Source organism: Actinomadura sp. WMMB 499 (assembly GCF_008824145.1).
GTDB lineage: Bacteria > Actinomycetota > Actinomycetes > Streptosporangiales > Streptosporangiaceae > Spirillospora.
In genome coordinates this window covers 3802137-3828161 of record NZ_CP044407.1, presented here as the reverse complement: position 1 = coordinate 3828161, position 26025 = coordinate 3802137, and the positions used below count along the sequence as shown (strand labels likewise).

Sequence of the window (26025 nt, the reverse complement as noted above, 5' to 3'; positions counted from 1 at the left end):
GATGCTGCTCACCATCGACGTCGGTAACACCCAGACCGTTCTCGGCCTGTTCGAGGGCGAGGAGGTGATCGAGCACTGGCGGATCAACACCGATCCGCGGCGCACCGCCGACGAGATCGCGGTGGTGCTGCAGGGCCTGGTGCAGCAGAGCCCGCTGCTCGCCGAGACCGACATCAGCGGCATCGCGCTGTGCTCGACCGTCCCGTCCGTCCTGCACGAGATGCGGGAGATGTGCCGCCGTTACTACGGCGACGTGCCCGCGGTGATCGTCGAGCCGGGGGTCAAGACGGGCGTGCCCGTCCGGATGGACAACCCGAAGGAGGTCGGCGCCGACCGGGTCGTGAACGCGCTCGCCGCCGTGCACACCCACGGCGGCCCCGCGATCGTCGTCGACTTCGGCACCGCGACCACGTTCGACGCCGTCTCCGCCAAGGGCGAGTACGTCGGCGGGGCGATCGCGCCGGGCATCGAGATCTCGATAGACGCGCTGTCGTCGCGCGGCGCGCAACTGCACAAGATCGAGCTGGTGCGGCCGCGCAGCGTGATCGCCAAGAACACCGTCGAGGCGCTGCAGTCCGGGATCATCTTCGGGTTCGCCGGCCAGGTGGACGGCATCGTCGAGCGGATGGCCGACGAGCTCGCCGCCGACCCCGACGAGGTCACGGTCATCGCGACGGGCGGGCTCGCGCCGCTCGTCCTGGAGGAGTCCCGCAGCATCGACGCGTTCGAGCCGTGGCTCACGCTCATCGGCCTCCGGCTGATCTACGAGCGCAACACCGCCTGACGGGCGACGGTCTCCCGCAGCAGGGACAGCAGTGCGAGCGCGGACAGGACGGTCAGCAGCAGCGGCGTGAACATCCCCGCGCGGATCACCGCGTACGCGGCGGCCGTGAGGCCCGCCGGCTCGTCCGGCGCGGCGATGCGGGCCGTCTCACCGAGACTGTAGGTCAGCACGAGGCCGTAGCCGAGGCCGAGCGGGACGGCCGCGGCCGCGGTCAGCGCGGGCTCGTGCAGCACGACCGTCAGCGCGGCGGCCGGCATCCCGACCGTCACCGCGCCTTCTACCGGTGGCCCGGTGTCCGGTACGTCCCGATCGTGGACGCGCCGTGGGACAGCAGCGTCCTCGCGACGCGCCGCGGCGACCCGAGCGGTCCGGTGCGGGCGTTCCGGTCCCTCGCCACCGTCCTGGCCCGCGACCTCGGCCCGGTCCTGCTCGGACGGGCCGCGGCGGGCGCGTCGGGGCGAACGGTTCGCGGGGCACTGAGCGGGGTCGATAGCCTTGAGGCGTGAGTGACGAGACCCTCGATGACCTTCCGGAGCAGATGCGCGTCCGGCGGGAGAAGCTCGACCGGCTGCGCGAGAGCGGGATCGATCCCTACCCGGTGACGTTCCCGCGCACGGCGACCATCACCGAGGTCCGCGAGAAACACCCGGACCTGGAGCCGGGCACCGAGACCGGGGAGCGGGTCGGCGTCACCGGACGGGTCATGCTCGTCCGCAACGGCGGCAAGCTGTGCTTCGCCACGATCCGCGACGGCGGCGGCGAGATCCAGGTGATGCTGTCGCTCGCGAACGTCGGGCAGGAGCAGCTCGACTTCTGGAAGCGCGAGGTCGACCTCGGCGACCACATCGGCGTCGAGGGCGAGGTCATCACGTCCCGCCGCGGCGAGCTGTCGATCATGGCCGACCGGTTCGCGATCACCTCCAAGTGCCTGCGCCCGCTGCCGGACAAGCACGCGGGCCTCACCGACCCCGAGGCGCGGGTGCGGCAGCGGTACGTCGACCTGATCGTCAACGACGAGGCCCGCCGGATGGCGCGGATCCGCAGCGCCACCGTGCGCGCCGTCCGCGACTTCTGGCACGACGAGGGCTACCTCGAGGTCGAGACGCCGATGCTGCAGCCCGTCCACGGCGGTGCGACGGCGCGGCCGTTCGGCACGCACATCAACGCCTACGACATGGACCTCTACCTGCGGATCGCGATCGAGCTGTACCTGAAGCGGCTCGTCGTTGGCGGGATCGAGAAGGTCTTCGAGATCAACCGGAACTTCCGCAACGAAGGCGCGGACTCCACCCACAACCCCGAGTTCACGATGCTCGAGGCGTACGGGACGTATCTCGACTACAACGACATGGCCGACCTGACCCAGCGGATGTACCAGCGGGCGGTCGTCGCCGCGCTGGACACCACGGTCGTCGTCCACGACGGGCAGGAGATCGACCTCGGCGTGACCGAGTGGCCGCGGATCACCCTGTACGGGTCCGTGTCGGAGGTGCTCGGCGAGGAGATCACCCCGCACACGCCGATCGAGACCGTCCGCAAGCTCGCGGACGCGCGCGGCGTGGGCCGGGACCCGAAGTGGGGCCAGGGCAAGCTCGTCCAGGAGATCTTCGAGGCGCTGATCGAGCACACGCTCGTCCAGCCGACGTTCGTCATGGACTACCCGCTGGAGACGTCCCCGCTGACCCGGCAGCACCGCGAGGAACCGCTGCTCACCGAGAAGTGGGACCTGATCGGGTTCGGCACCGAGCTCGGCACCGCCTACTCGGAGCTGGTCGACCCGATCGAGCAGCGGCGCCGGCTCACCGAGCAGTCGCTGCTGGCCGCCGGCGGCGACGCGGAGGCCATGCAGCTGGACGAGGACTTCCTGCGGGCCCTCGAGTACGCGATGCCGCCGACCGGCGGCATGGGCGCCGGCATCGACCGGATGATCATGGCTTTCACCGGCAAGGGCATCCGCGAGACGATCCTGTTCCCGCTGGTCAAGCCGGAGTGACCCGAGCCCCGCGGACCCGGTGCCGCGGCCGAGTTCCGGCGGAACCGGTGCCGCCGCCCGGACCCGTCGTCAGGCGGAGTCGCGGACGACGAGTTCGGGCGTCAGGACGACCTGCCGGTGCTGGTGCGAGGCCCCCTCGCGGATCTCGGCGAGGGCCAGCTCGGCGGCCTCCCAGCCGAGCTCCCGGCGCGGCTGCCGGATCGTGGTGATCGGCACGGCGGCGCTGGCGGCGAGCTCGATATCGTCGTAGCCGATGACCGCGATGTCGCCGGGCACCCGCACGCCCTGCCGCGTCAGCTCGTTGATCAGCCCGATCGCGAGCAGGTCGTTCGCGCAGAACACGCCGTCGGGACGCGACGGCATGGCGAGGATCCGCTCCGCCGCCGCCCGTCCCTCGGTGATGCTCAGCGCGTCCTGCGTCAGCACGGGGGGCTTGTCCATCCCGGCCTCGACGAGCATGCGGGACGCGCCGTCCCGCCGGTGCACGCACGGGTCGGGTTCGGGCCGTCCGGTCACGAACGTCACCCGCGCGCAGCCGGCGCCGAGCAGGTGCGCGGCCGCGATCTCGCCGCCCGCGACGTGGTCGACCCGTGCCGTGCACGCGTCGGCGGTGTCCCGGTCGATCAGCACGACGCTGAGCCCGGCGGCGCGCAGCTCGGCGATGCGGCGCGGGCCGAGCCCGACCGGGATGATGAGCGCGCCGGCGACCCGATGCTCCTCGAGGAGGTCCAGCGAGCGCCGCTCCTTGTCCGACGAGTGGTCGCTGGAGATCCACAGCGCGTCGTGCCCCGCCTCGTTCAGCGCGAGCTCGGCACCGCGCGCGACGTCGCTCGCGTACGGGTTCGTCAGGTCCTCGACGATGACGCCGAAGGCGCGCCGGCTCTCCCGGGGAGCGGCGCCGGCAGCGGTGCCGGACGCGGCGCCGGCCGCCACACCGGACGCGTCGCACTCGCCGGCGGCGGCGTCGGCGGCACCCTTGGGCGCCCCGTCGCCGGCGGCCGCGCCCGGCCCCGTCGGGGCCGGGTACGGCCCCTGACGGAGCCGGCGGGCCGACTCGTTGCGGACGAAGCCGAGCTCGTCGATCGCCGCGCGCACGCGGTCACGGGTGGCTTCGGCCACGAGGTCTGGCCGGTTTAGGACATTCGAAACGGTCCCAACTGAGACCCCGGCTCGCTTCGCCACCTCACGAATACTGGTCTGTGGCAACTCGCTCCTCAACCGCCCCGGCGACGTTCTCCCAGGTGGCGGCATTCTCTATCGCGCGGGCTCGAACGGCCCGTCACACATGGCGACCATACGAGCACGCAAGGCATTTGACCAGCGCTTGACGGGCCGGATCCGGCCGCCTAGCGTTCCGAGCCGAAGCGTAGCTTGAAACGATTCATGATCTTCGCCTGCGGCGGGATCACGGTGTCCAGGGAAGGGACGGGCGCGGATGGCTGGCGACCAGAGCCCGTGTCGTCCGGAAGGCCAACGACTGAATCGTCACCCGGAGTTCCCCCGCACATCCCCGCAATCGGCCTATCGGCCACCTCCGGCCAAGCGCGTGAGACAGCAAGGGAACCTGATGATCTAGTCCGGAGGGCTCCGGACCCGGCAACCCAACGCGCGTACACGAGGCCGACCCGTGCCCGTGCAGCGGACGGCTGCATCCCCGCGGTCATCACCACGGACGAGGGAGGACGGAGTGGAACAGGCCACACTCGCACGTCGTGGCACCGACGATTTCGGGCTGAACGAGGAGGAGATCCGGCTGCTGGCCCAGATCGCGAGCGGTGTCACCGCCGATGTGGCGGCACGCAAGCTGGAACTGAGCGCGCGGACCCTGCGGCGCCGGTTGCGGACCATCTGCGACCGGCTGGAGGTCGGCACCCCTATCGAGGCCGTGGTGTGGGCGGCCCGGAGGCAGCTCATCTAGCGGTGCTCACGACGGCGCCCGTCCGGGGAAGGCGGGCGTCACCGGTAAGACAGGCGGCATACTCACCAGACGCGAACTCCGTCCGACCCCGCGGCGGCGGCGCCGGCGTCCCGACAGGTAGGTCCCTGCGGGAGGCGCCGCCGCGGACGTTGTTCACGTCGCGGACGCTGTCCACGTCGCGCACGGTGTTCAAGTCGCTCCGCCGTTCACGCGACGCGCACCCCGCCCGCGAACGGCCGTCCCGCCATGTCCGCGATCCGGACGACGTCGCCGGTGTGCGGCGCGTGGATCATCTTGCCGCCGCCGACGTACATGCCCATGTGGTGCAGGTCGGAATGGAAGAACACGAGGTCGCCGGGCTGCAGCTCGCTCCGGGACACGTGCACGCCCGAGTTGTACTGGCTGCCGGTGTAGTGCGGCAGACGGACGCCGACCTGGCCGTAGGCCCACATCGTCAGGCCTGAACAGTCGAACGTGCTCGGGCCCTCCGCACCCCACACGTACGGACGTCCCAGCTTGCTCATCGCGTACCGCAGCGCGCGCGCCGCCTTGCCGGTGCCGACCACCGGTAGCTCGGCGAGATTCTCCGGAGCCTTTCTGATCACCTGGCCGCGGATCTTCTCGTACTCCTGGGTGACCTTCGCGCGCTGCGCCTCGACCTGCTTCTTCAGCCCGGACGCCTGCCGGGCGCGCTGCTCGGCCGCCTTGCGCGAGCGTTCCGCGGACTGCATCGCCCGCATGTACTGGACGACCTCGGTGCTCTGCTGCTCGGCGAAGAAGTCGAGCGTGGCGGCCCGGTCGAGGACGGCCTGCGGGTCCTGGGACGCGACGAACGTGACCGCGGGGTCGCTGCCCTCGCGCATGTAGCGGGCCGCGGCGAGGCGTCCGATCTTCTCGCGCAGCGCCTCGAACGCCGCGCGCTGCTTCCCGGCGTCCGCCTTGGAGACCGCGGCGGCCTGCTCCGACTGCTCCAGTTTCACCCGGAGGCGGTTGTACTCCTCGGTGAGCTTCTCGAACTCGTCGGCCAGCCGGAACGCCTCGGAGGTGAGGTCGCCGGCGCCGGGCGACGGGTCGGCGTGTGCCACCGCGCCCCGCTCCGGGACGGCGACGTGCGGCGCGACGGAGACGACGGTGAGCGCGGCCGCCACGGTGGCCGCACGGCCCAGGACGAGCGCGGCGGAACGTCCGCCGGAACGTCCGCCGGAACGTCCGCCGGGCCGGTCGCCGGGCCGTCCGGTGGCGCGGGCGGCGGAACGCGCGGTGACACGGGCGCGCCGCGATCGGGACGCGGGCCGCGAGTGCTCCATGCGATCTCCTCTCCTCGTCGCCTGCCGGGGCGGGTGACGGCCCTGGACGGCGGCGACCCTGGACGACGGCACGGGCGGCGGCCCGGTGCCGGCGCGGCCGTCCGCACTGCTCGCGGAACGGTCCACGCGGTCGGTGGAATCACCCTGACGGTGCGGCGCCTCCGGGAACACGACCCCGGGCGCTCCCGAAAACGGAAACCCGGCCGTCCGGAGCGGTGAACGGCCCTCGGACGCGGCGGGCCGGCCCGTCCTGCGGCGGGCCGACATCAGCGCAGGACAGTAACGGAACCCGTATCGGATGCCAACAAGAACATGCGAAGACGCAGGTCAAGGCCGTGTCGCGGGACGGACGAGCGCGCGGTGCGGGCGTCGGGGATCACCGCGCGCCCGCGCAGCACCGTCCCGGCGCCCGTCCCGGCAAGCGCCCCGGCGGGCGTCCAGGGGCCGCCTCGGGCGCCGAACCGGGGCGCGACGTTGGGTAATGTCGCCTGTTTGTGGAAGTCGTGATCCGGCGTGCGCGCACCGCCGACGTCAAGGAGATCCGCCGCCTGGTCGACATGTACGCCGGGTCGGGGCGGCGCCTGCTGAAGAAGACCGCGGTGACGCTGTACGAGGACGTCCAGGAGTTCTGGGTCGCCGAGGACGTGCAGGCCGGCGGCCGCGTCATCGGCTGCGGTGCCCTGCACGTGATGTGGGAGGACCTCGCGGAGGTCCGCTCGGTCGCGGTGGAGAAGGAGTACGGCGGGCGCGGCATCGGGCACCGGATCGTCGTACGGTTGCTCCAGACGGCACGGGAACTCGGCGTCCGGAGGGTGTTCTGCCTTACCTTCGAAGTTGAGTTCTTCGCCCGTCACGGCTTCCGGCAGCTTCTGGGGACTCCGGTGTCGCCAGAGGTGTACGAGGAGCTTCTGCGTTCGTACGACGAAGGCGTGGCCGAGTTCCTGGACCTCGACAGGGTGAAGCCGAATACGTTGGGCAACACCCGGATGTTGCTCCGCCTGGAGGACTGACCGAATGAGCGAATCCCCCCATCGCGGACGGCCGTACCAGCCGCCCCAGGGACAGGGGTCCTACGGCCCGCCACCCTCGTACCAGGGTCCCCAGTGGCAGCAGCAACCGCAGCAGCCCCAGCAGCCCGCGCGCCCCCCGGCGCGACAGCAGTGGCAGCAGCAACCCCAGCAGCAGCAGTGGCAGCAGCAGCCCGGACAGGGGCCGTCCTACGGCGGCGGCTACGACGCGGGTTACGACCCCGGATACGGGGCGCCGTCCCACGCCGACTCGTACGGCGGCGTGCCGCTGGCCCCCATTCTCCGGCGTGCCGGAGCGCGCGTCATCGACAACTCGATCGTCGCGGTGTTCGGGTTCGCGCTCGTCCTGCCGGTGGTCGTCGGCGTGCTCGGCCTGGACCGCCCCGGGAGCACGGCCGACGACGAGGGCGGAATCTGGAACTGGCCGATCATCTTCACGCTGTTCTGCGTGCTGTCCGTTCTGCCGTTCATTTACGAGGCCGTGCAGTTGTCCATGTGGGGACGCACGTGGGGGAAGCGTCTCCTCGGTATCGGCGTCGTCCAGGCGCGCCCCGAAGGGGAGCCGCTGACGACGACGCAGGGCGTCTGGCGCGCGGGGATCACGCACATCGCGTACCAGCTGGGGGTGTTCTTCTTCCTCGCGCTGGCCGTGATGGTGTGGAGCTACTTCGCCTACGGGATGCTCCTCGTCTGGATCGGCATGGTCATGGCCCATCTCTGGGCCATCTGGGACCAGCCCCTGCACCAGGCCCTGCACGACCGCTTCTCCAACACCCTGGTCATCGACGAGCGCGCGCTCTACGACCACGGCGACCACGACCACGGCCACGGCGACGACGACCACGGGGCCGGCGAGACCACCCAGTTCGCGCGGTAGAGCGGGGGACGACGGCGATGGCGACGTCGCGGCCCGCACCCGAGGAACCGCCCGTGCGGCTGCTCGCCGAACCGGGGCAGCGTCTCCTCGCCCGCATCGTCGACACGCTGATCGTCGGCGTGCCCATCATGCTCGTCGTCCGGGAGACGGTGTCCGGCGCCGCCCTCGGCCTCGTCGCCCCGCCCGCGATCGCCGGTTGCCTGCTCGTCTACGAGGCCGTCCAGCTGGCGCTGTGGGGCCGGACGCCCGGCAAGCGCTTCGCCGGCATCGAGGTCGTCCGCGCCGAGGCCGTGCGGGCCGAGGCCGTCCTCGTCTGGCACGACGAGGACGCCCCGGCCGGCGACGCCCCGGACGGCCGCGACGGCCCGACCGGCCGCGACGCCCCGGACGGCGAACGTCCGGCACCCGCGCCCGAGGCGGAACCGGCGCCCGCGGCGGACCTCGCCCGGCTCGGTGCCCTGCGCGGCGGGCTCCGGGCCGCGGTCTACGCGGTTCCGATCGTGGCGCGGCCCGTTCCGGTCGCCGGACTGCTCGCCGGGGTGTTCTGGGTCGCGAACGCGGGCCTGCTGTACGAGGGCCGGAGCCGCCAGGCGCTGCACGACAGGCTCGCGGGCACCGTCGTGGTGAAACTCCCGGGCGCCGGTTCCGCGACGTTCTGACGGGCCTCTCAGGCGCCCGCGGACGCACTTCGCGCACTTCGCGCACGTACGGCCGTCCCGCAGCCTTCGCAACGGCCCCCCGGCGGGCCCGGCGGTCCGTTCGGTGGCTCCCCACCGCGCTCCTTCCACGGACCATCGACCGCACAACTGCCGCCGTCCGCGGGTTTTGGGGAGTGTCGCATCCCGTTTCGGACGTGCCCGTTCGGTGGGCGAATCCCAGCTCGCCGGGTTACGGCCGCGAATCGCGGCGGATCTGTCCTCCTCCCGGATGAGCCCTCCGGTTTGGGATGGGCTCGCCGGGGCAGTCGAGCGGCCCATGGAAGTGGGGCCGCCAGCGGGATTGTGTCGCTTATCCACCGATTTCGTGATGAGGAAGCAGCCACCGTGCTTCGGCGCCGCCACGGCACGCGGACTTCGCCTCCCCGCGCGAGGCAACCGATTTTCGTCCGCGGCCCTCGCGACGTTATCGAGCGACATGTGCCGGTGACGGGCGGTAAGCCTCGTCCGCGCCGGGGCCGCCGGGGCTCCGCGCTTTCCCTCCGGGGTGCGGTTAGTGCCGTTACGCCAGGGTTAATCGGTGCTGGGCGATGTCGGTGCGCCGTACCTGTTAAGGTCCCCGGCAGAGCCTTTTCCGCCCCCTCGCCCGCAGCGTCGCGGGCCCGGGGCGTCCACATAGCTTCGGCCAACCCCCCAGGTAGGCGTGGGTGGGCAGTGACGCCGGTCACGCCCGAAATCCGGCGAGCCGGGCGGTCGCGCGCAAATTCATACGGCCCTGCCCGTCCCGTGGCGGGCCGCCGACCCGTGCCGTCCCGGATTCGCTCGAGGGTGATTACGATGAGTTACCAGGGGGGAAGGAGAGTTCATCGCGAGTGTTGAATTGTCATCCACGTACATCGCGGTATATCTTTGTCAACCAATGCAGTTTGCTCCAGCGAAAGGTCTGTCCTCATGGCACAGAAGGTTCAGGTGCTTCTCCTCGACGACCTCGACGGTGGTGAGGCGGACGAGACCGTGACGTTCTCGCTCGACGGCGCCTCCTACGAGATCGATCTGAGCGACACCAACGCAAAGAAGCTGCGGGATTCCCTGCAGCCGTTCATGGAGAAGGCGCGCAAGGCGGGCACTGTCAGCCGCAACAAGCGGCGCCAGCGGGGCGCCTCCAGCCGTGAGCGCAGCGCCGAGATCCGGACCTGGGCCAAGAACAATGGCATCAAGGTCAATGAGCGCGGCCGCATCCCCGCCCACGTGATCGAAAAGTACGAGGCGGCCCACTGATCGCGCCGGCCGGCGGCCCGCCTCCGTCCGCGGGGCGGGCCGTTCGCATCCGCCCCGCCCGCGCCGTCGTTCCGCCCGCCCCGCCCGCGCCGTCGTCCTGGAAGACGACGGGCCGCCGCTTTGTTCTACCTACGACCGCACGCGCACGACGTCCGTCCGGCTCCCGGACGAGGCCCGGATTTCGTTCCGGCGGGCGAACATGTCCGTTCGCTTGTGGCGTAGCGTCCCGGACGTTTCACGACGGGTGCGACGAGGTAGACCCGGCCGTCAAGGCACACCATCGCCGGTCTCGGCCGCGCCCTGAACGACCTGCGGAAAGCCCCCGTTCGCTTGGGGCGTAGCGGGAACATGACGCGCCGATGCGGTAGTTGGATGAGACTGAACAGCGCTTAGCTGGGGAACGTCTCCTGGTGGGAGTGCACCGGGTGGCCTCCTCGGGGCGGGCTAGCATGCGGAAGGACAGTTCCGGACGTTCCGGACTCTGCCCAACCGCTCTGTGAGGAGCGACGAGATGTTCGAGAGGTTCACCGACCGCGCGCGGCGGGTTGTCGTCCTGGCTCAGGAAGAGGCCAGGATGCTCAACCACAACTACATCGGCACCGAGCACATCCTCCTGGGTCTGATTCACGAGGGTGAGGGTGTGGCCGCCAAGGCTCTGGAGAGCTTGGGGATCAGTCTTGAGGCGGTGCGCCAGCAGGTCGAGGAGATCATCGGCCAGGGTCAGCAGGCGCCGTCGGGGCACATCCCGTTCACTCCGCGCGCCAAGAAGGTCCTTGAGCTGTCGCTGCGTGAGGCGCTGCAGCTGGGCCACAACTACATCGGTACCGAGCACATCCTGCTGGGCTTGATCCGCGAGGGCGAGGGCGTCGCGGCGCAGGTCCTGGTGAAGCTGGGCGCCGATCTGAACCGGGTGCGGCAGCAGGTGATCCAGTTGCTGCACGGTTACCAGGGCAAGGAGCCGGCCGCTTCGGGCGGGCCTTCGGAGGCGGCTCCTTCCACGTCGCTGGTGCTGGACCAGTTCGGCCGGAACCTGACGCAGGCGGCGCGTGAGGGGAAGCTGGATCCGGTCATCGGGCGGGACTCCGAGATCGAGCGGGTCATGCAGGTGCTGTCGCGCCGCACCAAGAACAACCCGGTGCTGGTGGGCGAGCCGGGTGTCGGCAAGACGGCCGTCGTGGAGGGCCTCTCGCAGAAGATCGTCAAGGGCGAGGTGCCCGAGACGCTGAAGGACAAGCAGCTGTACACCCTCGACCTCGGCGCGCTGGTGGCCGGGTCCCGCTACCGCGGTGACTTCGAGGAGCGGCTGAAGAAGGTCCTGAAGGAGATCCGCACGCGGGGCGACATCATCTTGTTCATCGATGAGCTGCACACGCTGGTGGGTGCGGGCGCCGCCGAGGGCGCGATCGATGCCGCCAGCATCCTCAAGCCGATGCTGGCCCGCGGCGAGCTGCAGACCATCGGCGCCACCACTTTGGACGAGTACCGCAAGCACCTGGAGAAGGACGCCGCGCTCGAGCGCCGCTTCCAGCCGATCCAGGTGGCCGAGCCGTCGCTGGCGCACACCATCGAGATCCTCAAGGGCCTGCGGGACCGGTACGAGGCGCACCACCGGGTGTCGATCACCGACGGCGCGCTGGTGTCGGCGGCGCAGCTCGCCGACCGCTACATCAGCGACCGGTTCCTGCCGGACAAGGCGATCGATCTGATCGACGAGGCCGGCTCCCGGATGCGGATCCGCCGGATGACCGCGCCGCCGGACCTGCGCGAGTACGACGAGAAGATCGCCGACGTCCGCCGCGACAAGGAGTCGGCGATCGACGCGCAGGACTTCGAGAAGGCCGCGGCGCTGCGCGATTCGGAGAAGCAGCTGCTGGGGCAGAAGACGCAGCGGGAGAAGGAGTGGAAGGCCGGCGACATGGACGTGGTGGCCGAGGTCACCGACGAGCTGATCGCCGAGGTGCTGGCCACCGCGACCGGTATTCCGGTGTTCAAGCTGACCGAGGAGGAGTCCTCGCGGCTGCTGCGCATGGAGGACGAGCTCCACAAGCGCGTCATCGGGCAGGAGGACGCCATCAAGGCGCTCTCGCAGTCGATCCGCCGCACCCGCGCCGGGCTGAAGGACCCCAAGCGTCCCGGCGGCTCGTTCATCTTCGCCGGCCCGTCGGGTGTCGGTAAGACCGAGCTGTCCAAGACTCTGGCGGAGTTCCTGTTCGGCGACGAGGACGCGCTGATCCAGCTCGACATGTCCGAGTTCATGGAGAAGCACACGGTCTCGCGGCTGTTCGGTTCGCCGCCCGGCTACGTCGGGTACGAGGAGGGCGGCCAGCTGACGGAGAAGGTGCGGCGCAAGCCGTTCTCGGTGGTGCTGTTCGACGAGATCGAGAAGGCCCACCAGGACATCTTCAACAGCCTGCTGCAGATCCTGGAGGACGGCCGCCTCACCGACGCGCAGGGGCGTGTGGTGGACTTCAAGAACACCGTCATCATCATGACGACGAACCTGGGGTCCAAGGACATCTCCAAGGGCGTGTCGATGGGCTTCGCCCGGCAGAACGACGAGCAGGGCTCCTACGACCGGATGAAGGCCAAGGTCTCCGAAGAGCTCAAGCAGCACTTCCGGCCCGAGTTCCTCAACCGTGTCGACGACACGGTCGTGTTCCACCAGCTCACCCCGAAGGAGATCATCCAGATCGTGGATCTGATGATCGCCAAGGTGGACGAGCGGCTCCGCGACCGCGACATGGGCATCGAGCTGCGCCAGGAGGCCAAGGACCTGCTCGCCGAGCGCGGCTACGACCCCGTGCTGGGCGCCCGGCCGCTGCGCCGGACCATCCAGCGCGAGATCGAGGACCAGCTGTCGGAGAAGATCCTCTACAACGAGCTCAAGGCCGGCCAGATCGTCATCGTGGGCACCGAGGGCACCGGCGAGGACGCGAAGTTCACCTTCAAGGGCGTCCCGAAGCCGACCACCGTCCCCGACAGCCCGCCCCCGATCGAGGGCGCGGTCAACTTCAACAAGGACTGACCGTCCTGCCCTAGAGGCCCGCACCGCACGCGGTGCGGGCCTTTTGGCTTTCTTTCACGAACACGGTATGTGACTTGATGGTAACCGCTAGTCTTCGAACATGCCATCGAACGACCATGAGCTCCCACTGGAGATGGTGCGCCACCAGCCGACTCTCGTTGCCGAACTGCTCCGCTCGTTCGGCAACGAGGACATCCCGTGGATCCCCGACGAGATCCACGCAAGCCTGACATCGGAGACTTATAGCGCATTCCAACCGCAGGAACTCCGCTGCGACGCGACCGTCCTCCTGGGTGACCCGGAGAAGCCGTCCCTGGGAATCATCACGGAGTCGCAGCTGCGGCACGATCCCGAGAAGAACTTCAGCTGGCCCGCGTACCTGACGAACTTCCGATTGCGCCACAGGTGCGACACGATCCTGCTCGTCTTCTGCCCGAACGAACAGGTCGCCCGCGCCTGCGCAGAGCCGATCCGCACGGGGCACCCGGACTGGATCCTCAGGCCGCTGACCTGCCACCCCGGAGCGCTGCCACCGGTCACCGACCCCAAGAAGGCGGTCGAATTCCCCGCACTGGCCATCCTCAGCGCCGGCGCTCACGTGGAAGGCCCGAACCAGGGCGCCGTCAAGGACGGCTATGTCAAGGCCATGCGCCAAGCGAGAGAGGCGTGGGGCGTCGATAACGCGGCCAGGTACAATGACTACGCACTGTCACGAGCTTCATCCGTAGCCCGGGAACTCCTGGAGGAACACATGCAGTCCAGCGATTACGAGCTGCAGTCGGAGTTCGCTCGCCGGTACGAGGCCATGGGCGTGGCCAAGGGCGTGGCCGAGGGCGAGGCCAGGGGCAAGGCCAAGGGCGTGGCCGAGGGCGAGATCAAGGCGATTCTCCTGGTGCTGGAGAGCCGTAAGGTCTGCGTCTCCAAGGAGGCGCGCGAGCGCATCACGCAGTGCACCGACTTCGAGCAGTTGGAGAAGTGGGTGTCGCGCGCGGCGACGGTCACCTCGACGGATGAACTGTTCGAGTCATGACCCTCGTGGATTATGAGCTGCAGTCGGAGTTCGCTCGCTGCTACCAGGCCAGGGGGGCGGCCAAAGCACTTCTGATCATCTTGCGGGAGCGGGAGGTGTCCTTCTCCGAGGAGACGCGCAGGCGCATCCTCGGGTGCTCCGATTTGGGGCAGCTTGAGCGGTGGACGCGCCGTGCCATGACCGCGACCTCGATCGACGAGGTGTTCTTCAAGGAAGACCTCGTCGACATGGGGCTCCGCGACCGTGTAGAGGTCGCCCGTATTCAGGGGGCGGCGTCGATGCTGAGTGAGCTCCTGAGCGAGGTGAAGGGCTTCTCCGTCTCCTGCGATCTCCGCGACTATCTCTACACCCGCGAGAGGCTCGGACAATTGCAGCAGTGGATTCCCTGGGCCATGGCCTCCGAGACGGTCGAGGAGTTCGACAGGCACATCGGGCGTGGGCCCTCGGAGGATGAGATGATCCGCCGCGCTGTGGGGCCCGTACAGGAGCAGTCCGCTCAGTAGAGGATCGGGACGACCACCCCGGTGGTGCCCGTGAGTCGGGTGCCGCCGGAATGGCCGAGCAACCGGGTCAGGAGGGCCGTCGCGGGTTCCGTCGCTCGACGACCGGCCGGGGCGCCGGGACGCCGCGGCGTCCGCGCGTCCGGCCGGGGAGCGGGGACGGGCGGCGGCCGTGGCGGCTGCCGCGTGTGCGGGCGGTGTCCGGGGTCAGGTCCACGGGAGCGGGTCTCCGGTCTCCAGGAGGGTCTTGAGGCCGGAGAGGAGTTCGGGCCATCCCTCGCTGACCATGCCGAGCATCACGCTGCCGGGCTCGAAGCCGTCGTGCACGACGGTGAGCTTGACCATGTCGCCGCGCGGTTCGATGTCGAACGTGACGCGGGTGCGCTTCTCCTCGCGGAGCCTGGCGAGGACGTCCGCTCCCACCCCTGCGGCCTCGGCCCATTCGGCCGTGGGGGTGTGCCAGGTGTAGGAGAGGCGGCGGGGCGGGTCGGATTCGAGGACGACCTGTTCGGGGTCCGCGGTCCTGCGGCCGTTCTCGTTCCAGACCATGGCCGAGCCGGGCGCCCAGTCGGTCTCGAAGGTGACGCCCCAGTAGCGGCTGGTGAAGGCCGGGTCGGTGAGGGCCTGCCAGAGGCGCTCCGGCGTGGTCTTGATGTACGACGTGTAGACGAAACTGTCGTCGCTCATGGGGTCTTCCTCCAGTGCGGTCTTGAGCTCGGCGAGCGCGTGGGCTCGCTCGCGGTCGTATCGGCGGATCCACCGGTCGGCGATGGCGTTGATGGGGGCCGCGTTGAGGTAGTGGAGTTTCTCCCGCCCGTGCCGGACGGGCGTCACCAGTTCGGCGTCCTCCAGTAGGGCCAGGTGCTTGCTGACCGACTGGCGGGTCATGTCCAGCCCGGCGCACAGTTCCCGGAGCGTCTGCCCGTTGCGGGTGTTGAGGCTGTCGAGCAGGCGCCGGCGGGTGGGGTCGGCCAGGGCCTTGAACACCGTGTCCATCGCGTCCCCATCAATAGGCAACCATCTGGCTGCCCAATTTAGGCAGCCAGATGGTTGCATGTCAATGCGTGCCAGGTCCGGGGGCCGAACCGTGGACGGTCGTCAGGCGGGGACGTCCTCGGGGGCGAGGGTGGAGAGCTGCTCCCGGGTGGGCTCGGAACCGGCGCTCGCGAGCTGCTCGGTGCGGCGGGCGTGCGCGGTGACGGCGGCGCGGAAGAGCTTGTCGATCTCGCGGCCGTTGCCGTCCCGGTACCGGTCGCGGTGGGCGTCCAGGTGCGCCGTGAGGGCCTCGACGGTCTCGTCGGGGACGAGGTAGTCCGCCCCGGCGGCCTTGCCCAGGAAGATCGTCCTGAGTCCGGGGACGTCGTAGGGACGGAACTCGAGCGTGCGGGCGAACCGGGACGCGAGGCCGGGGTTCGCGGCGATGAAGCCGTCCATCTCCGCGGTGTAGCCCGCCGCGATGACGACGACCTCGTCGCGGTGGTCCTCCATGAGCTTGACGAGGGTGTCGATGGCCTCCTGCCCGAAGTCGTTCCCGCCGCCGCCCGGACGCGACAGGGTGTACGCCTCGTCGATGAACAGGACGCCGCCGCGCGCCCGCTCGAACACGTTCGCGGTCTTCTGCGCGGTGTGCCCCACGTAGCGGCCGACGAGGTCGACCCGTGCGGCCTCGACGACCTGGCCCTGCGCGAGGACGCCGAGGGCGGCGAGGAGCTCGCCGTAGAGCCGGGCCACGGTGGTCTTGCCGGTGCCCGGCGGGCCCGCGAACACGAGGTGCCCGGTGAACGCCTCGACCTCCAGGCCCGCGGCGCGGCGGCGCCGCGCGGCGCTGAGCACGTCGAGGAGGTCGCGGATCTCGCGCTTGACGTCGTCGAGCCCGGTCATCGCGTCGAGCCGGTCGAGGACGCCGCGGACCTGCGCGGAGTCGCGCGCCTCCCCGAACCGGACGGCGAGCCCGGTGTCGACGCCGAGGTCCTCGGCGAGCAGCTCGGACAGCTCGTCGCCGGACGGCAGGTCGTCCCGTTCGGCGAGCCGCTGCGCCTGCCGCTCGACCGCGGACTCGAAGACGCGCCGGGCCGCGCGCCCGTTGCCGAACCCGGCGTCGCGCTTCATGGACGCGAAGTGCGCGAGGACGGCGTCGCGCGCGCCGTCCGACAGCCGGTACCCGTCCCGGCCCGCCTGCAGTTCGACGATCTCGACGAGCTCGGACGGGCTGTAGTTCTCGAAATCGACGGTGCGGGAGAAACGGGACGCGAGCCCGGGGTTGGCGTTCATGAACTCGCGCATCTCCGCGGTGTAGCCGGCGGCGATGACGACGACCTCGTCGCGGTGGTCCTCCATGAGCTTGACGAGGGTGTCGATGGCCTCCTGGCCGAAGTCGGCGCCGTCCTTCGCGCGAGACAGCGCGTACGCCTCGTCGATGAACAGCACGCCGCCGCGCGCCTTGGTGAACATCTCCGTCGTCCTGAGCGCGGTGCCGCCGACGTTCTCGGAGACGAGCTGGGAGCGCCCGACCTCGACGATCTGGCCGGTCGAGACGATGCCGAGCGCCTTCAGGATCCGCCCGTAGAGCCGCGCGACGGTCGTCTTGCCGGTGCCCGGCGGCCCGGCGAACACCATGTGCCGTCCGATCACCGGGCCCGGCGGCAGGCCCGCGAGGCGCCGCTGCTCGGCGACCTTCTGCAGGTTCGTGATCTTGCGGATCTCCTGCTTGACGCCCGCGAGCCCGATCATCGTGTCGAGTTCGGCGAGGAGATCCTCGGTGGTCTCCTCGGCGGTCTCCGGATCCTGCCCCCCGGTCCCGGCGCCCCGGTCGGGCGCGTGGTCGGGGACGGGCCGTGGTTTCTGCGGGCCGTCCGCGCCGCCCCGTCCGGGCGCCGCGTCCCCGGCCGGCCGCGCCGCCGTGGTCGCGTGCTCCTTGCCGAAGTCGAACGTGTCGGGCTGGGCGTTCCGCACGCTCATCAGTTCCTCGATCCGGACCTGCGCCCGGTGCGACGTGACGACGCCCGCGCCCTGCCCGTCCGCGACCGTGCAGCGGCGCGCCTCCAGCTCGGCGCCGGGGTGCGCGCTGATGCCCTGGTCGGCGCTGCCGCTGATGGTCGTCCCGTCGATGCTCCCGGCGCCGCCGTCCAGGACGTTGAAGCCGACGCCCGCGCCCTCGATCCGTCCCCGGAGGAAGGAGACCATCCCGGCCTCGCCCACGACGACGCCGTTGTGCGGGGGCCCGATGATCTCGCCGTCGTGGAACGTCCCGGTCCCGCCCCGGACGAGCACGCCCGTCCGGCGCGGGCGCTCCATCCGGACGCGCATCGCGGTGAGCATCCCGCCCTCGGCGACCCGCACCGCCTCCTGGCCCGCGTCCTTGAGCAGGCAGTCCTCGACGAGGGCGACGCCGTTGTCCCGGACGACCAGCGAGGCGCTCTTGGAGCCCTGGACGGCCGTGTTGCGGACGGCCACGTCCGCGCGGCCGTCGATCACGATGCCCGATCCGGCGGTGTCGCCGATCGTGCACTGCTCGACCAGCGGCCGGGCGCCCTCGGTGGCCCAGACGCCGTCGCCGCCCGACTTCTCCACCACGCACGACCGCAGGGTCACCGAGCTGCCCATCCGCAGCGCGACCGCGTTGCCCTCGGTGCCGGAGACCGTTGTGCCCTCCAGTAGCCCGGTCGCGGACGCGTACACGACCCCGCCGTCCTCGACCCGGCAGTTCTTGAGCGCGAGCCTGCTGCCGCGCCACGCCCGCACCGTGACCGTCCCGCGCCGGCTGACGAACACGCAGTCCTCGGCGAGGACGCTGCCCTCCTCGGCGACGAGCGCGCAGCCCTCCTCGTGCCAGTTCCGGACGGTGACGCCCTGCAGGGTGACGTGCCCGGTGAGCTCCATCGTCGCCTTGGTGGCGCCGTCCAGCGTGACGGTGCCGGGACCTTCCATCGCGGTCAGCACGAAGTCGCTGGAGCTGCGGAAACCCGTGTTGGGGTACTGCCCCGGTTCGATCAGGATGTGCCGCCCCGCCGCGGCTTGGTGCGCCGTCGCCTGCAGCGCGTCCAAAACGCTGCGGAACGCCCGGGGGGAGGTCTGTGACACGACCAGACGCAGCAACGCCCCTCCTTACGGAAATCACGGACTACCGCCATGGTGCCACTCCGTTGAGATGCGGGGCGATACCGCTCCGGTTCGCTCGGCGGACGCCGCTCAGCGGACGCCGCGGGGGCGGAACTGGACGCTGATGCGGGGGCCGGTCGCGCGGGCGCTCTTCGGGATCGCGTGCTCCCACGTCCGCTGGCAGCTGCCGCCCATCACGATGAGGTCGCCGTGCCCGAGCTCGCGGCGCAGCGTCCGCCCGCCGCCGCGGGGGCGCAGCAGCAGGCTGCGCGGCGCGCCGACCGACAGGATCGCGACCATCGTGTCGTGCGTGGCGCCGCGCCCGATGGTGTCGCCGTGCCAGGCGACGCTGTCGCGCCCGTCCCGGTACAGGCACAGCCCGGCCGTCCGGAACGGTTCGCCCAGCTCGGACGCGTAGTGCGCGTCGAGTGCGGCCCTCGCGTCGGCCAGCACCGGGTCGGGGAGGGGCGCGCCCTCGTCGTAGAACGCGAGCAGGCGCGGGACGTCGACGACCCGCTCGTACATCCGCCGCCGCTCGCCCCGCCACGGGACGGACGACAGCAGCCGCTCGAACAGCGCGTCCGCGCCCGGGATCCAGCCGGGGAGCACGTCGATCCACGCGCCGTGCGACAGCTCCGTGCGCCGCGCCTCGGCGAGCGGCCGCGGGCCCGTCCCGTCCGTGAAGTCCAGCAGCGACCCTTGGAACATGCCCACCACCGTACCCGCTCGTGGCGAACGTCTGTTCGAAGGTCGCCGGGCGGGCCGGCGGCGTCACCTGCGGAAGATCACCACCAGCACCCGCAGCGCGAGGACGGAGCAGACCACGAGCATGCAGTAGCCGAGGAACTGGTAGAGGGAGACGTCCGGTCCCATCGCGGGGCCGCCGGACAGCCCGAGCAGCATCACCGCCATGATCCCCGCCGTCGACGCGAGGATCGTCAGCAGCACCTGCTGCAGCAGGCCGGTGACGGTGCGGCGGTCGCGCTCGTCGCCGAACAGCCGCACGTTCAGCGTAAGCCGGCCCGCCTCCGCCGCCGCGGTGATGCGGTCGAGCCGGCGCGGGAGCCGCCGCAGCATCGGCAGCATGCCCATCACCTCGTCGGTCACCGCCTCCTGCAGCGACGACGGCCGCAGCCGCTCGCGCAGGTACGTCTCGCCGAACGACTGCGCCTCCGCCACGATGCCGAAGCCGGGCGCCAGCTCCGTCAGCCCGCCCTCCAGCGTCGCCAGCGCCCGGAACACCGCCGCGATCTCCGGCGGCACCGCCAGCTCGAACCGCGCGACCAGCCGGAACAGGTCGGTGAACATCGTCATGTCGGGGGCGCTGCCCGGTCCGAGGTGCCGGGTCATGAACGCGCCGAGCGCCCGCGCGAGCCCCTGCTCGTCCAGCTCGTCCGGACGCGCGACCATCTCCAGGAACGCGTCGGTGACGCCCACGGTGTCCCCGCGGTTCATCGCCAGCAGCAGCCGCTGCAGGCAGGTGCGCAGTTCGGCGTCGAGGCGGCCCACCGAGCCGAAGTCGATCAGGCCGAGCCGTCCGTCGTCGAGCAGCAGGATGTTGCCGGGGTGCGGGTCGGCGTGGAACGTGCCGTCCACGACGATCTGCCGCAGCACCGTGTCCAGCAGCGCCTGCGCGAGCTTCGACCGGTCCGTCCCGCGCGCGTCCAGCAGCGGGCCCGCCTGGCTCAGCGGCGTCCCCGCGAGCCGCTCCATCACCAGGATCCGGCCGGTGCACAGGTCGTCGAACGGGCGCGGGACCAGGACGTCCGTGCCCCGCGCGGCCCCGACCGACGCCATGTTCCGCGCCTCGACCCGGAAGTCGAGCTCCTCCCGCAGCGCGACCGCGAACCCGTCGGCGAGGTCGACGACGCCGAACCCCCGCGCCCAGCCGGCCCGCTGGTGCAGCGTCCGCGCGAGCCGCCCGACGATGTCGAGGTCGCGCTCCACGACCGTCCGGATGCCCGGCCGCTGGACCTTCACCACGACGTCCTCGCCCGACCGCAGCCGCGCCGTGTGCACCTGCGCCACCGACGCCGCCGCCAGCGGCGTCCGGTCGAACTCCGCGAACACCTCCTCGGGCGCCGCGCCCAGCTCGTCCCGGACGACCCGCTCGATGCGCTCCCACGGGACGGGCGCCGCGCGGTCCTGGAGCCGTCCGAGTTCGGCGACGAACTCCGGCGGCAGCACGTCCCGCCGCGTCGACAGGACCTGCCCGAGCTTCACGAACGCGACGCCGCCCTGCTCGAGGGCCAGCGTCAGTGACCGGGCCAGCCGCGCCCGCTCGTTCCCGGTGGACGGCTCCCGCTTCGCGCGTCCGCGCAGGTACGGGCCGAAGCCGTGGCGGAGGAAGATGAACGAGATCTGCCAGTACCGCCGCGTTCGCGAGATCCGCGACCGGATGCTGCCGAACCAGTACAGCGGCGACGGAATCGACCCCGTCGGGACGAACGCCTCCCACAGCACCAGAACGGTCATCGACACCAGCACCGCGCACGCGAAGGCGAGCACCACGAACCACAGCGCGGCCGTCACCTGGCGGCCCGGATCGATCCCCGCGAGCAGCGCGGCCCCGACCGGGCCTGCGACCGCCTGGCCCGCCGCGCCCGCCACGACCGTCCGGAACAGCGAGAAGCGCATGTTCAGCAGCCGCCGGGCGCCGAAGGCCAGCGCCAGGGTGTTGATCAGCGTCCCGGCGGCGAACGCCAGGATCGTCGCGGCGGAATCCATGCGGGCGACATTAGCGGCGGCATCCCCGCGAACCCTCCCGCCTCCGGACGATCCGGCCACTACCGGCGGGGGAGTCAGAACTCGGTCAGCAGGTCCCGCAGGAAGGCGACCGTCCGGGCCGGGCGCGCCGCGCGGACGGCCAGCAGGTCCATGATCTCCTGGTAGCGGGACGCCTCGCTCCCCTCGGGGTACCGCGCCCCGGTGAGCTGCTCGAGGTAGACGGCGTCGTCCAGCTCGAACTGCGCGAACCGCATGATCGTGATCGGCCCGCCGAGCGCCAGGTGCCCGCCCGCCGAGAACGGCAGGACCTGGACGTTCACGTTGTGCAGGTGCTCGGCGACGTCGATCAGGTGCGCGATCTGCCCGCGCATCGTCGCCGGCCCGCCGATCGGACGGCGCAGCGCCGCCTCGTCGATGATCGCCCACAGCGTCGTCGCGCCGACCGGGCGGTGCAGGATGTCCTGCCGCTTCATCCGGACGGTCAGCCGCCGGTCCAGCCCGTGGTGGTGGGCGTCGTGGTGCTCGAGGGCGATGACCGCCCGCGCGTACTCGCGCGTCTGCAGCAGGCCCGGGATGTACTGCACCTCGTAGTTCCGGATCGTCGTCGCCGACTGCTCCAGCCCGAGGAACTGCTCGAACCAGCCCGGCACCGCGTCGCCGTACGCGCTCCACCAGCCCGGCCGCCTGGCCTCCCGGACGAGTTCGAGCAGCGTCTCCCGCTCCGCCGCGTCGAGCACGCCGTAGAGGTCGAGCAGGTCGAGCACGTCGCGTTCCTTGAACCCGTGCCGTCCCAGCTCCAGCCGGCTGATCTTGGACGCCGAACCGCGGACGGCCCGCCCGGCCTCCGCGCATCCGATCCCGTTCCGCTCCCGCAACCGCCGCAGCCGCGCGCCGATCTGCATGCGCAGCGCGGTCGGCCCCGTCTGCGTAATGTCCAGCACAAGATCTCCATTGTCTCGTGACGACCGTGAGAGCCTCTCACAGACAATGGCCGATCCGCAGGGAAGTGCCGGTCAGAGGTATCTATCTCTCGCGTTCTCCGCAAAATCGAGAAGGCGTACGGGACCGTTCCAAAATGACCGGGCGCCCATATTTCCGCCCTATCAAGATCCATTTCTGGTGAGCAGCCCGTACTGGAGGGCGCGCAGCACCGCGCGCGTCCGGTCCCGGACCCCCAGCTTCGCCAGCAGGCTCGACACGTGGTTCTTCACCGTGCCCTCCGCGAGCCGCAGCGCGTCCGCGATCTCCCGGTTCGCGTACCCGCCCGCCAGCAGCCGCAGGATCTCCAGCTCCCGCTCCGTCAGCGGCTGCGGCGGCGGCAGGTCGTCGATCGGCTCCGGCAGCCGCGGCACCGCCCGCAGCAGCCGCTCGGTCAACGCCGGCCGCACCAGCGAACCGCCGCCCGCGAGCGTCCGGATCGCCCCGACCAGCTCCTCGAGCGTCACGTCCTTCAGCAGGTACCCGTCCGCCCCCGCCCGCAGCGCCCGCAGGACGAGCTCGTCGTCGTCGAACGTCGTCAGCACCAGCGTCGGCACGCCGGCGCCCCGCTCCCGCAGCGCCGCCAGCGTCGCGATCCCGTCCCGTCCGGGCATCCGCAGGTCCAGCAGCAGGACGTCCGGTGCCGCCGCCTCGACCACCCGCAGGGCCTCGTCCCCGTCGGCCGCCTCCGCCGCGACCGTCACCTCCGGCGACAGCTCCAGCAGGTGCCGGATGCCCTGCCGCACGAGCGTCTGGTCGTCGACCACGCACACCCGGATCGGGTTCACGACGCCGCCCGCATCCGGACCGCCCCCGACGGCACCCGGACCCGCACGCCGAACCCGTCCCGCGTGTCGAACGACACCTCGCCCCCGAGCTGCCCCACCCGCTCGCGCATCCCCGCGAGCCCGTTGCCCGGCCGGAGCACGGACGCCCCGCACCCGTCGTCCCGCGCGCTCAGCACCACGTCGCCGTCCTCCCGCACGACCCCGATCCACAGGTTCCCCGCCTCCGCGTGCCGGATCGCGTTCGTCACGATCTCCTGCACGCACCGGATCAACGCCGCCGCGCTCGCCTCGTCCGGCTCGACCCCCTCGTCCACATGCAGGTGCACGCGCGGCCGCGGCAACTCGACCACGATCTCCCGCAGCGCCCGATCGAGCGGCACCGTCCGTCCGCGCAGCTCCCCGACCGCCGTCCGCACGTCCCCGAGCAGGTCCCGTGCGAGCCCCCGCGCCCGGTCGACGTGCGCCCTCTCCGGCCCCGTGCCCTTGTGCGCCGCGACCTCGAGCTCCAGCACCAGCGCGGTCAGCTGGTGCCCCACGAGGTCGTGCAGCTCCCGCGCGATCCGGAGCCGCTCCCCGGACCGGCTCGACTCCGCCAGCAGCTCCGTCGCCGCCCGCAGCTCCGTGTTCACCACCGCGAGCCGCTTGCTCGTCTCCGCGTTCCGCCGCTCGACCAGCACGCCCCAGATCGCCGATCCCTGCAGCATCCCGTAGATGGCCGCGGACAGCGTCACGTCCGCCACCGAGCCGTCCCGCAGCACCGCGGCGAGACCCGCGACCGCGCTGTTGCCGACCAGCAGCAGCGCGACGGTCCGGGGCCCGGCCAGGTGGGCGCCGAGGGCGGTGACGAAGACGAGCACGATCGCCGTCCACGCGACATGGGGCGCGAGCAGCACGGCCCCGGCGCCCGTCGCCGCGACCACCCCGAGCAGCGGTTCCGGCCGCGGCGAGAAGAACAGCGCGCACATCGACGCGAGGAAGGACGCGTAGCAGGCCCACCAAAGCCACACCGGCCCCGCGGTGGGCCGCTCCCCGGCCAGCTCCGTGAGCGCCACCGGGGCCGCGATCACCAGGCAGACGCCCAGAAGGCACGCCGTCCCCCACCGTTCCAGCCGCGAGTCGGACATGCCCCGAGCGTACGGGCAGTCCGTGCGGGCCACCCGTGCCGGAAGTCACGTGACCACGGGCACCCGACAGGACCGATCGCGCGGCCTAGCGTCCGTACCGTGATCGAAGTCGAATCCCTGACCAAGAAGTACGGCGAGGTGGTCGCCGTCGACGGCATCAGCTTCACCGTCGAACCCGGCGAGATCTTCGGCATCCTGGGCCCGAACGGAGCCGGCAAGACGACCACCGTCGAGTGCGTCGCGGGACTGCGCCGCCCCGACTCCGGACGCGTCCGCGTCCTGGACCTCGACCCCGTCCGCGACCGCGCCCGCCTCCGCCGGGCCGTCGGCGTCCAGCTCCAGGACACCGTCCTCCCGGACGCCCTCAGAGTCGGCGAAGCGATAGCCCTCTACCACTCGTTCTACCCGGACGGCGCAGACCCGTCCAAACTCCTGGCCGACCTCAACCTCCAGCACCTCCGCGACGCCCCGTACGGCACGCTCTCGGGCGGCGAGGCCCAGCGCCTCTCCATCGCCCTCGCCCTCATCGGCAGGCCCCGCATAGCGATCCTGGACGAACTCACCACGGGCCTCGACCCCGCCGCCCGCCGCGACACCTGGGAGCTCATCACCCAGATCCGCGACACCGGCGTGACCATCCTCCTCGTCAGCCACTTCATGGACGAGGCCGAACGCCTCTGCGACCGGATCGCCGTCATCGACCGCGCCCGCCTCGTCGCCCTCGACACCCCCGAGGGCCTCATAGGCCGCGTGGACGCACCACAGCGCGTCCACGTGAAGACCACGGAGCCCCTGAACCCGGTGATCTTCGAGAACCACCAACAGATCGAGCAGGTATCCACCACCGACACACGAACCGTCATCACCGGCAGCGGCAACCTCCTCCACACGGTCACCGCGACACTCCTCGACAACAACATCACCGCGACCGAAACGCGCCTCGAAACAGCGACCCTCGAGGACGCCTTCCTCACCCTCACCGGCCGGAGGTTCGAATGACCCCCCGCGCCTACGCCCTGCTCACCTGGACCGAGGCCAAGCTCGTGGCCCGCGACACCGCCGGACTGATCGTCCCCCTCGCCCTCCCGACCCTCATCATGGTGATGAACGGCCTCGGCTCGTCCGAACCGTCCGCCGACTTCGACGGCCTCACGGCCTTCGACGCCTACGTCGTCCCGCTGACCCTCGTGATGATCGTCGCGCTGATCGGCATCGTGAACATGCCGTCCTTCGTCGCGACCTACCGAAAGACCGGCATCCTCCGGCGCCTGTCGGTGACCCCCGCGAACCCCCTGGCCGTCCTGGCGGCCCAAGCGGTTGTATCCCTGGCCCACACCCTCGCGGGCCTGGCCCTCGCCCTCCTCCTGGCGAGGTTCGCGTTCGACGCCGCTTTCCCCAGGGCCCCACTCGCGGCAGCGGCAACCTTCGCCCTGGCGACCGCCGCGATGTTCGCCGTGGGCTTCCTGGTAGCGGCCTTGGCCCCGACCCCCAACTCCGCAGTGGCGATCGGCCTCCTCCTCTTCTTCGCCACCATGGCCACCGGCGGCGGCTTCGGCCCCCGCGAAAACCTCCCCGACTGGCTCGCCACCATAGGCGCCCACCTCCCCTACGGCGCAGCCCTCGAAGCCCTCACCGACACCTGGACAGGCGAACCCCCGGAGCTCGCCTCCCTCGCAGCCCTCACCATCACAACCCTGGCCTGCACCGCCACAGCAACAAAGACTTTCCGCTGGACGTGAAGGACCGCAAGCGCACGCAATGAGAGCGACACCCGGCGAGCAGGGAAGTACATACAACCGGGAACGTGACCTACTTCGCCGGGTTCCTTCGCTTCACAGGAGCGGCCCGACCTTCCGCCACAGCGCGTTCATGCTGTTGCCACCCTTGGAGCCACTTCCAACCCGCACCGATCGC

The 26025-nt window shown here is 71.1% G+C and carries 23 protein-coding genes; 13 read left to right on the top strand and 10 right to left on the bottom strand.

Annotated features, from left to right (window positions below; genetic code table 11):
• Position 1 precedes the first annotated feature (1 nt).
• Positions 2–784, top strand: a complete 783-nt coding sequence (locus F7P10_RS16655) for a type III pantothenate kinase (RefSeq protein WP_151010176.1) — start codon at positions 2–4, stop codon at positions 782–784.
• On the opposite strand, the gene F7P10_RS16650 is transcribed toward F7P10_RS16655, so the two are convergent.
• Positions 763–1053 (bottom strand): hypothetical protein, encoded by a 291-nt coding sequence (locus F7P10_RS16650; protein WP_151010175.1) that lies wholly within the window; start codon positions 1051–1053, stop codon positions 763–765. The genes F7P10_RS16655 and F7P10_RS16650 overlap by 22 nt on opposite strands.
• Before the next feature lie 42 nt (positions 1054–1095).
• On the opposite strand from F7P10_RS16650, the gene F7P10_RS16645 reads away from it, so the two are divergent.
• Complete coding sequence (locus F7P10_RS16645; RefSeq protein WP_151010174.1) at positions 1096–1290, top strand: hypothetical protein; 195 nt, start codon at positions 1096–1098, stop codon at positions 1288–1290.
• Entirely contained in the window at positions 1287–2777 is a 1491-nt protein-coding gene (lysX, locus tag F7P10_RS16640; protein ID WP_302851471.1) for a bifunctional lysylphosphatidylglycerol synthetase/lysine--tRNA ligase LysX, read from the top strand. The genes F7P10_RS16645 and lysX overlap by 4 nt, the downstream gene beginning before the upstream one ends.
• Before the next feature lie 69 nt (positions 2778–2846).
• Here lysX and F7P10_RS16635 read toward each other — a convergent pair whose 3' ends face one another.
• Positions 2847–4028 carry a LacI family DNA-binding transcriptional regulator gene (locus tag F7P10_RS16635; protein ID WP_254716641.1) on the bottom strand — a complete coding sequence of 394 codons (1182 nt, stop codon included), beginning with the start codon at positions 4026–4028 and terminating at the stop codon, positions 2847–2849.
• A gap of 436 nt (positions 4029–4464) precedes the next feature.
• On the opposite strand from F7P10_RS16635, the gene F7P10_RS16625 reads away from it, so the two are divergent.
• The gene (locus F7P10_RS16625; RefSeq protein WP_151010173.1) at positions 4465–4695 is read left to right on the top strand and encodes a LuxR family transcriptional regulator; all 231 of its coding nucleotides are present in this window, start codon (positions 4465–4467) and stop codon (positions 4693–4695) included.
• Positions 4696–4901: 206 nt separating this feature from the next.
• Here F7P10_RS16625 and F7P10_RS16620 read toward each other — a convergent pair whose 3' ends face one another.
• The gene (locus F7P10_RS16620; RefSeq protein ID WP_151010172.1) at positions 4902–6002 is read right to left on the bottom strand and encodes a C40 family peptidase; all 1101 of its coding nucleotides are present in this window, start codon (positions 6000–6002) and stop codon (positions 4902–4904) included.
• A gap of 503 nt (positions 6003–6505) precedes the next feature.
• Between F7P10_RS16620 and F7P10_RS16615 the strand changes: the two genes are divergently transcribed.
• From F7P10_RS16615 to F7P10_RS16580, 7 genes are all read left to right on the top strand, one after another.
• Positions 6506–7012 (top strand): amino-acid N-acetyltransferase, encoded by a 507-nt coding sequence (locus F7P10_RS16615; protein ID WP_368077472.1) that lies wholly within the window; start codon positions 6506–6508, stop codon positions 7010–7012.
• Between the two features lie 4 nt (positions 7013–7016).
• A complete protein-coding gene (locus F7P10_RS16610) occupies positions 7017–7907 on the top strand; it encodes an RDD family protein (RefSeq protein ID WP_151010170.1) in 891 nt (296 codons plus the stop codon).
• 17 nt (positions 7908–7924) lie between these two features.
• Positions 7925–8566, top strand: a complete 642-nt coding sequence (locus tag F7P10_RS44375) for an RDD family protein (protein ID WP_254716640.1) — start codon at positions 7925–7927, stop codon at positions 8564–8566.
• 948 nt (positions 8567–9514) lie between these two features.
• Positions 9515–9841: an Lsr2 family protein gene (locus F7P10_RS16595; protein ID WP_151010169.1), complete on the top strand. Its 327-nt coding sequence runs from the start codon at positions 9515–9517 to the stop codon at positions 9839–9841.
• 511 nt (positions 9842–10352) lie between these two features.
• On the top strand, positions 10353–12866 hold the full coding sequence (locus tag F7P10_RS16590; RefSeq protein WP_151010168.1) for an ATP-dependent Clp protease ATP-binding subunit: 2514 nt from the start codon (positions 10353–10355) through the stop codon (positions 12864–12866).
• 100 nt (positions 12867–12966) lie between these two features.
• Positions 12967–13896: a hypothetical protein gene (locus F7P10_RS42385; protein WP_176611503.1), complete on the top strand. Its 930-nt coding sequence runs from the start codon at positions 12967–12969 to the stop codon at positions 13894–13896.
• Positions 13893–14399 carry a hypothetical protein gene (locus F7P10_RS16580; protein WP_151010167.1) on the top strand — a complete coding sequence of 169 codons (507 nt, stop codon included), beginning with the start codon at positions 13893–13895 and terminating at the stop codon, positions 14397–14399. The genes F7P10_RS42385 and F7P10_RS16580 overlap by 4 nt, the downstream gene beginning before the upstream one ends.
• A 204-nt stretch (positions 14400–14603) precedes the next feature.
• Here F7P10_RS16580 and F7P10_RS16575 read toward each other — a convergent pair whose 3' ends face one another.
• The 7 genes from F7P10_RS16575 to F7P10_RS16545 all read right to left on the bottom strand — a co-directional run bounded on the left by F7P10_RS16575 (position 14604) and on the right by F7P10_RS16545 (position 24111).
• On the bottom strand, positions 14604–15392 hold the full coding sequence (locus F7P10_RS16575; protein WP_151010166.1) for a metalloregulator ArsR/SmtB family transcription factor: 789 nt from the start codon (positions 15390–15392) through the stop codon (positions 14604–14606).
• 102 nt (positions 15393–15494) lie between these two features.
• Entirely contained in the window at positions 15495–18491 is a 2997-nt protein-coding gene (locus F7P10_RS16570; RefSeq protein ID WP_151010165.1) for an AAA family ATPase, read from the bottom strand.
• 93 nt (positions 18492–18584) lie between these two features.
• Complete coding sequence (locus tag F7P10_RS16565; protein WP_151010164.1) at positions 18585–19202, bottom strand: alpha-ketoglutarate-dependent dioxygenase AlkB; 618 nt, start codon at positions 19200–19202, stop codon at positions 18585–18587.
• A 63-nt stretch (positions 19203–19265) separates the two neighbouring features.
• Positions 19266–21221: an AarF/ABC1/UbiB kinase family protein gene (locus F7P10_RS16560; RefSeq protein ID WP_151010163.1), complete on the bottom strand. Its 1956-nt coding sequence runs from the start codon at positions 21219–21221 to the stop codon at positions 19266–19268.
• 74 nt (positions 21222–21295) lie between these two features.
• The gene (locus tag F7P10_RS16555; protein ID WP_254716639.1) at positions 21296–22162 is read right to left on the bottom strand and encodes a helix-turn-helix transcriptional regulator; all 867 of its coding nucleotides are present in this window, start codon (positions 22160–22162) and stop codon (positions 21296–21298) included.
• A gap of 162 nt (positions 22163–22324) precedes the next feature.
• On the bottom strand, positions 22325–22987 hold the full coding sequence (locus tag F7P10_RS16550; protein WP_218040545.1) for a response regulator transcription factor: 663 nt from the start codon (positions 22985–22987) through the stop codon (positions 22325–22327).
• Positions 22984–24111, bottom strand: a complete 1128-nt coding sequence (locus F7P10_RS16545) for a sensor histidine kinase (protein ID WP_151010162.1) — start codon at positions 24109–24111, stop codon at positions 22984–22986. Before F7P10_RS16545 ends, F7P10_RS16550 begins: the two co-directional genes overlap by 4 nt.
• Positions 24112–24210: 99 nt before the next feature.
• On the opposite strand from F7P10_RS16545, the gene F7P10_RS16540 reads away from it, so the two are divergent.
• Both F7P10_RS16540 and F7P10_RS16535 read left to right on the top strand, forming a co-directional pair.
• Complete coding sequence (locus F7P10_RS16540; protein ID WP_254716638.1) at positions 24211–25110, top strand: ABC transporter ATP-binding protein; 900 nt, start codon at positions 24211–24213, stop codon at positions 25108–25110.
• Entirely contained in the window at positions 25107–25850 is a 744-nt protein-coding gene (locus tag F7P10_RS16535) for an ABC transporter permease (RefSeq protein WP_151010160.1), read from the top strand. Before F7P10_RS16540 ends, F7P10_RS16535 begins: the two co-directional genes overlap by 4 nt.
• Positions 25851–26025 lie beyond the last annotated feature (175 nt).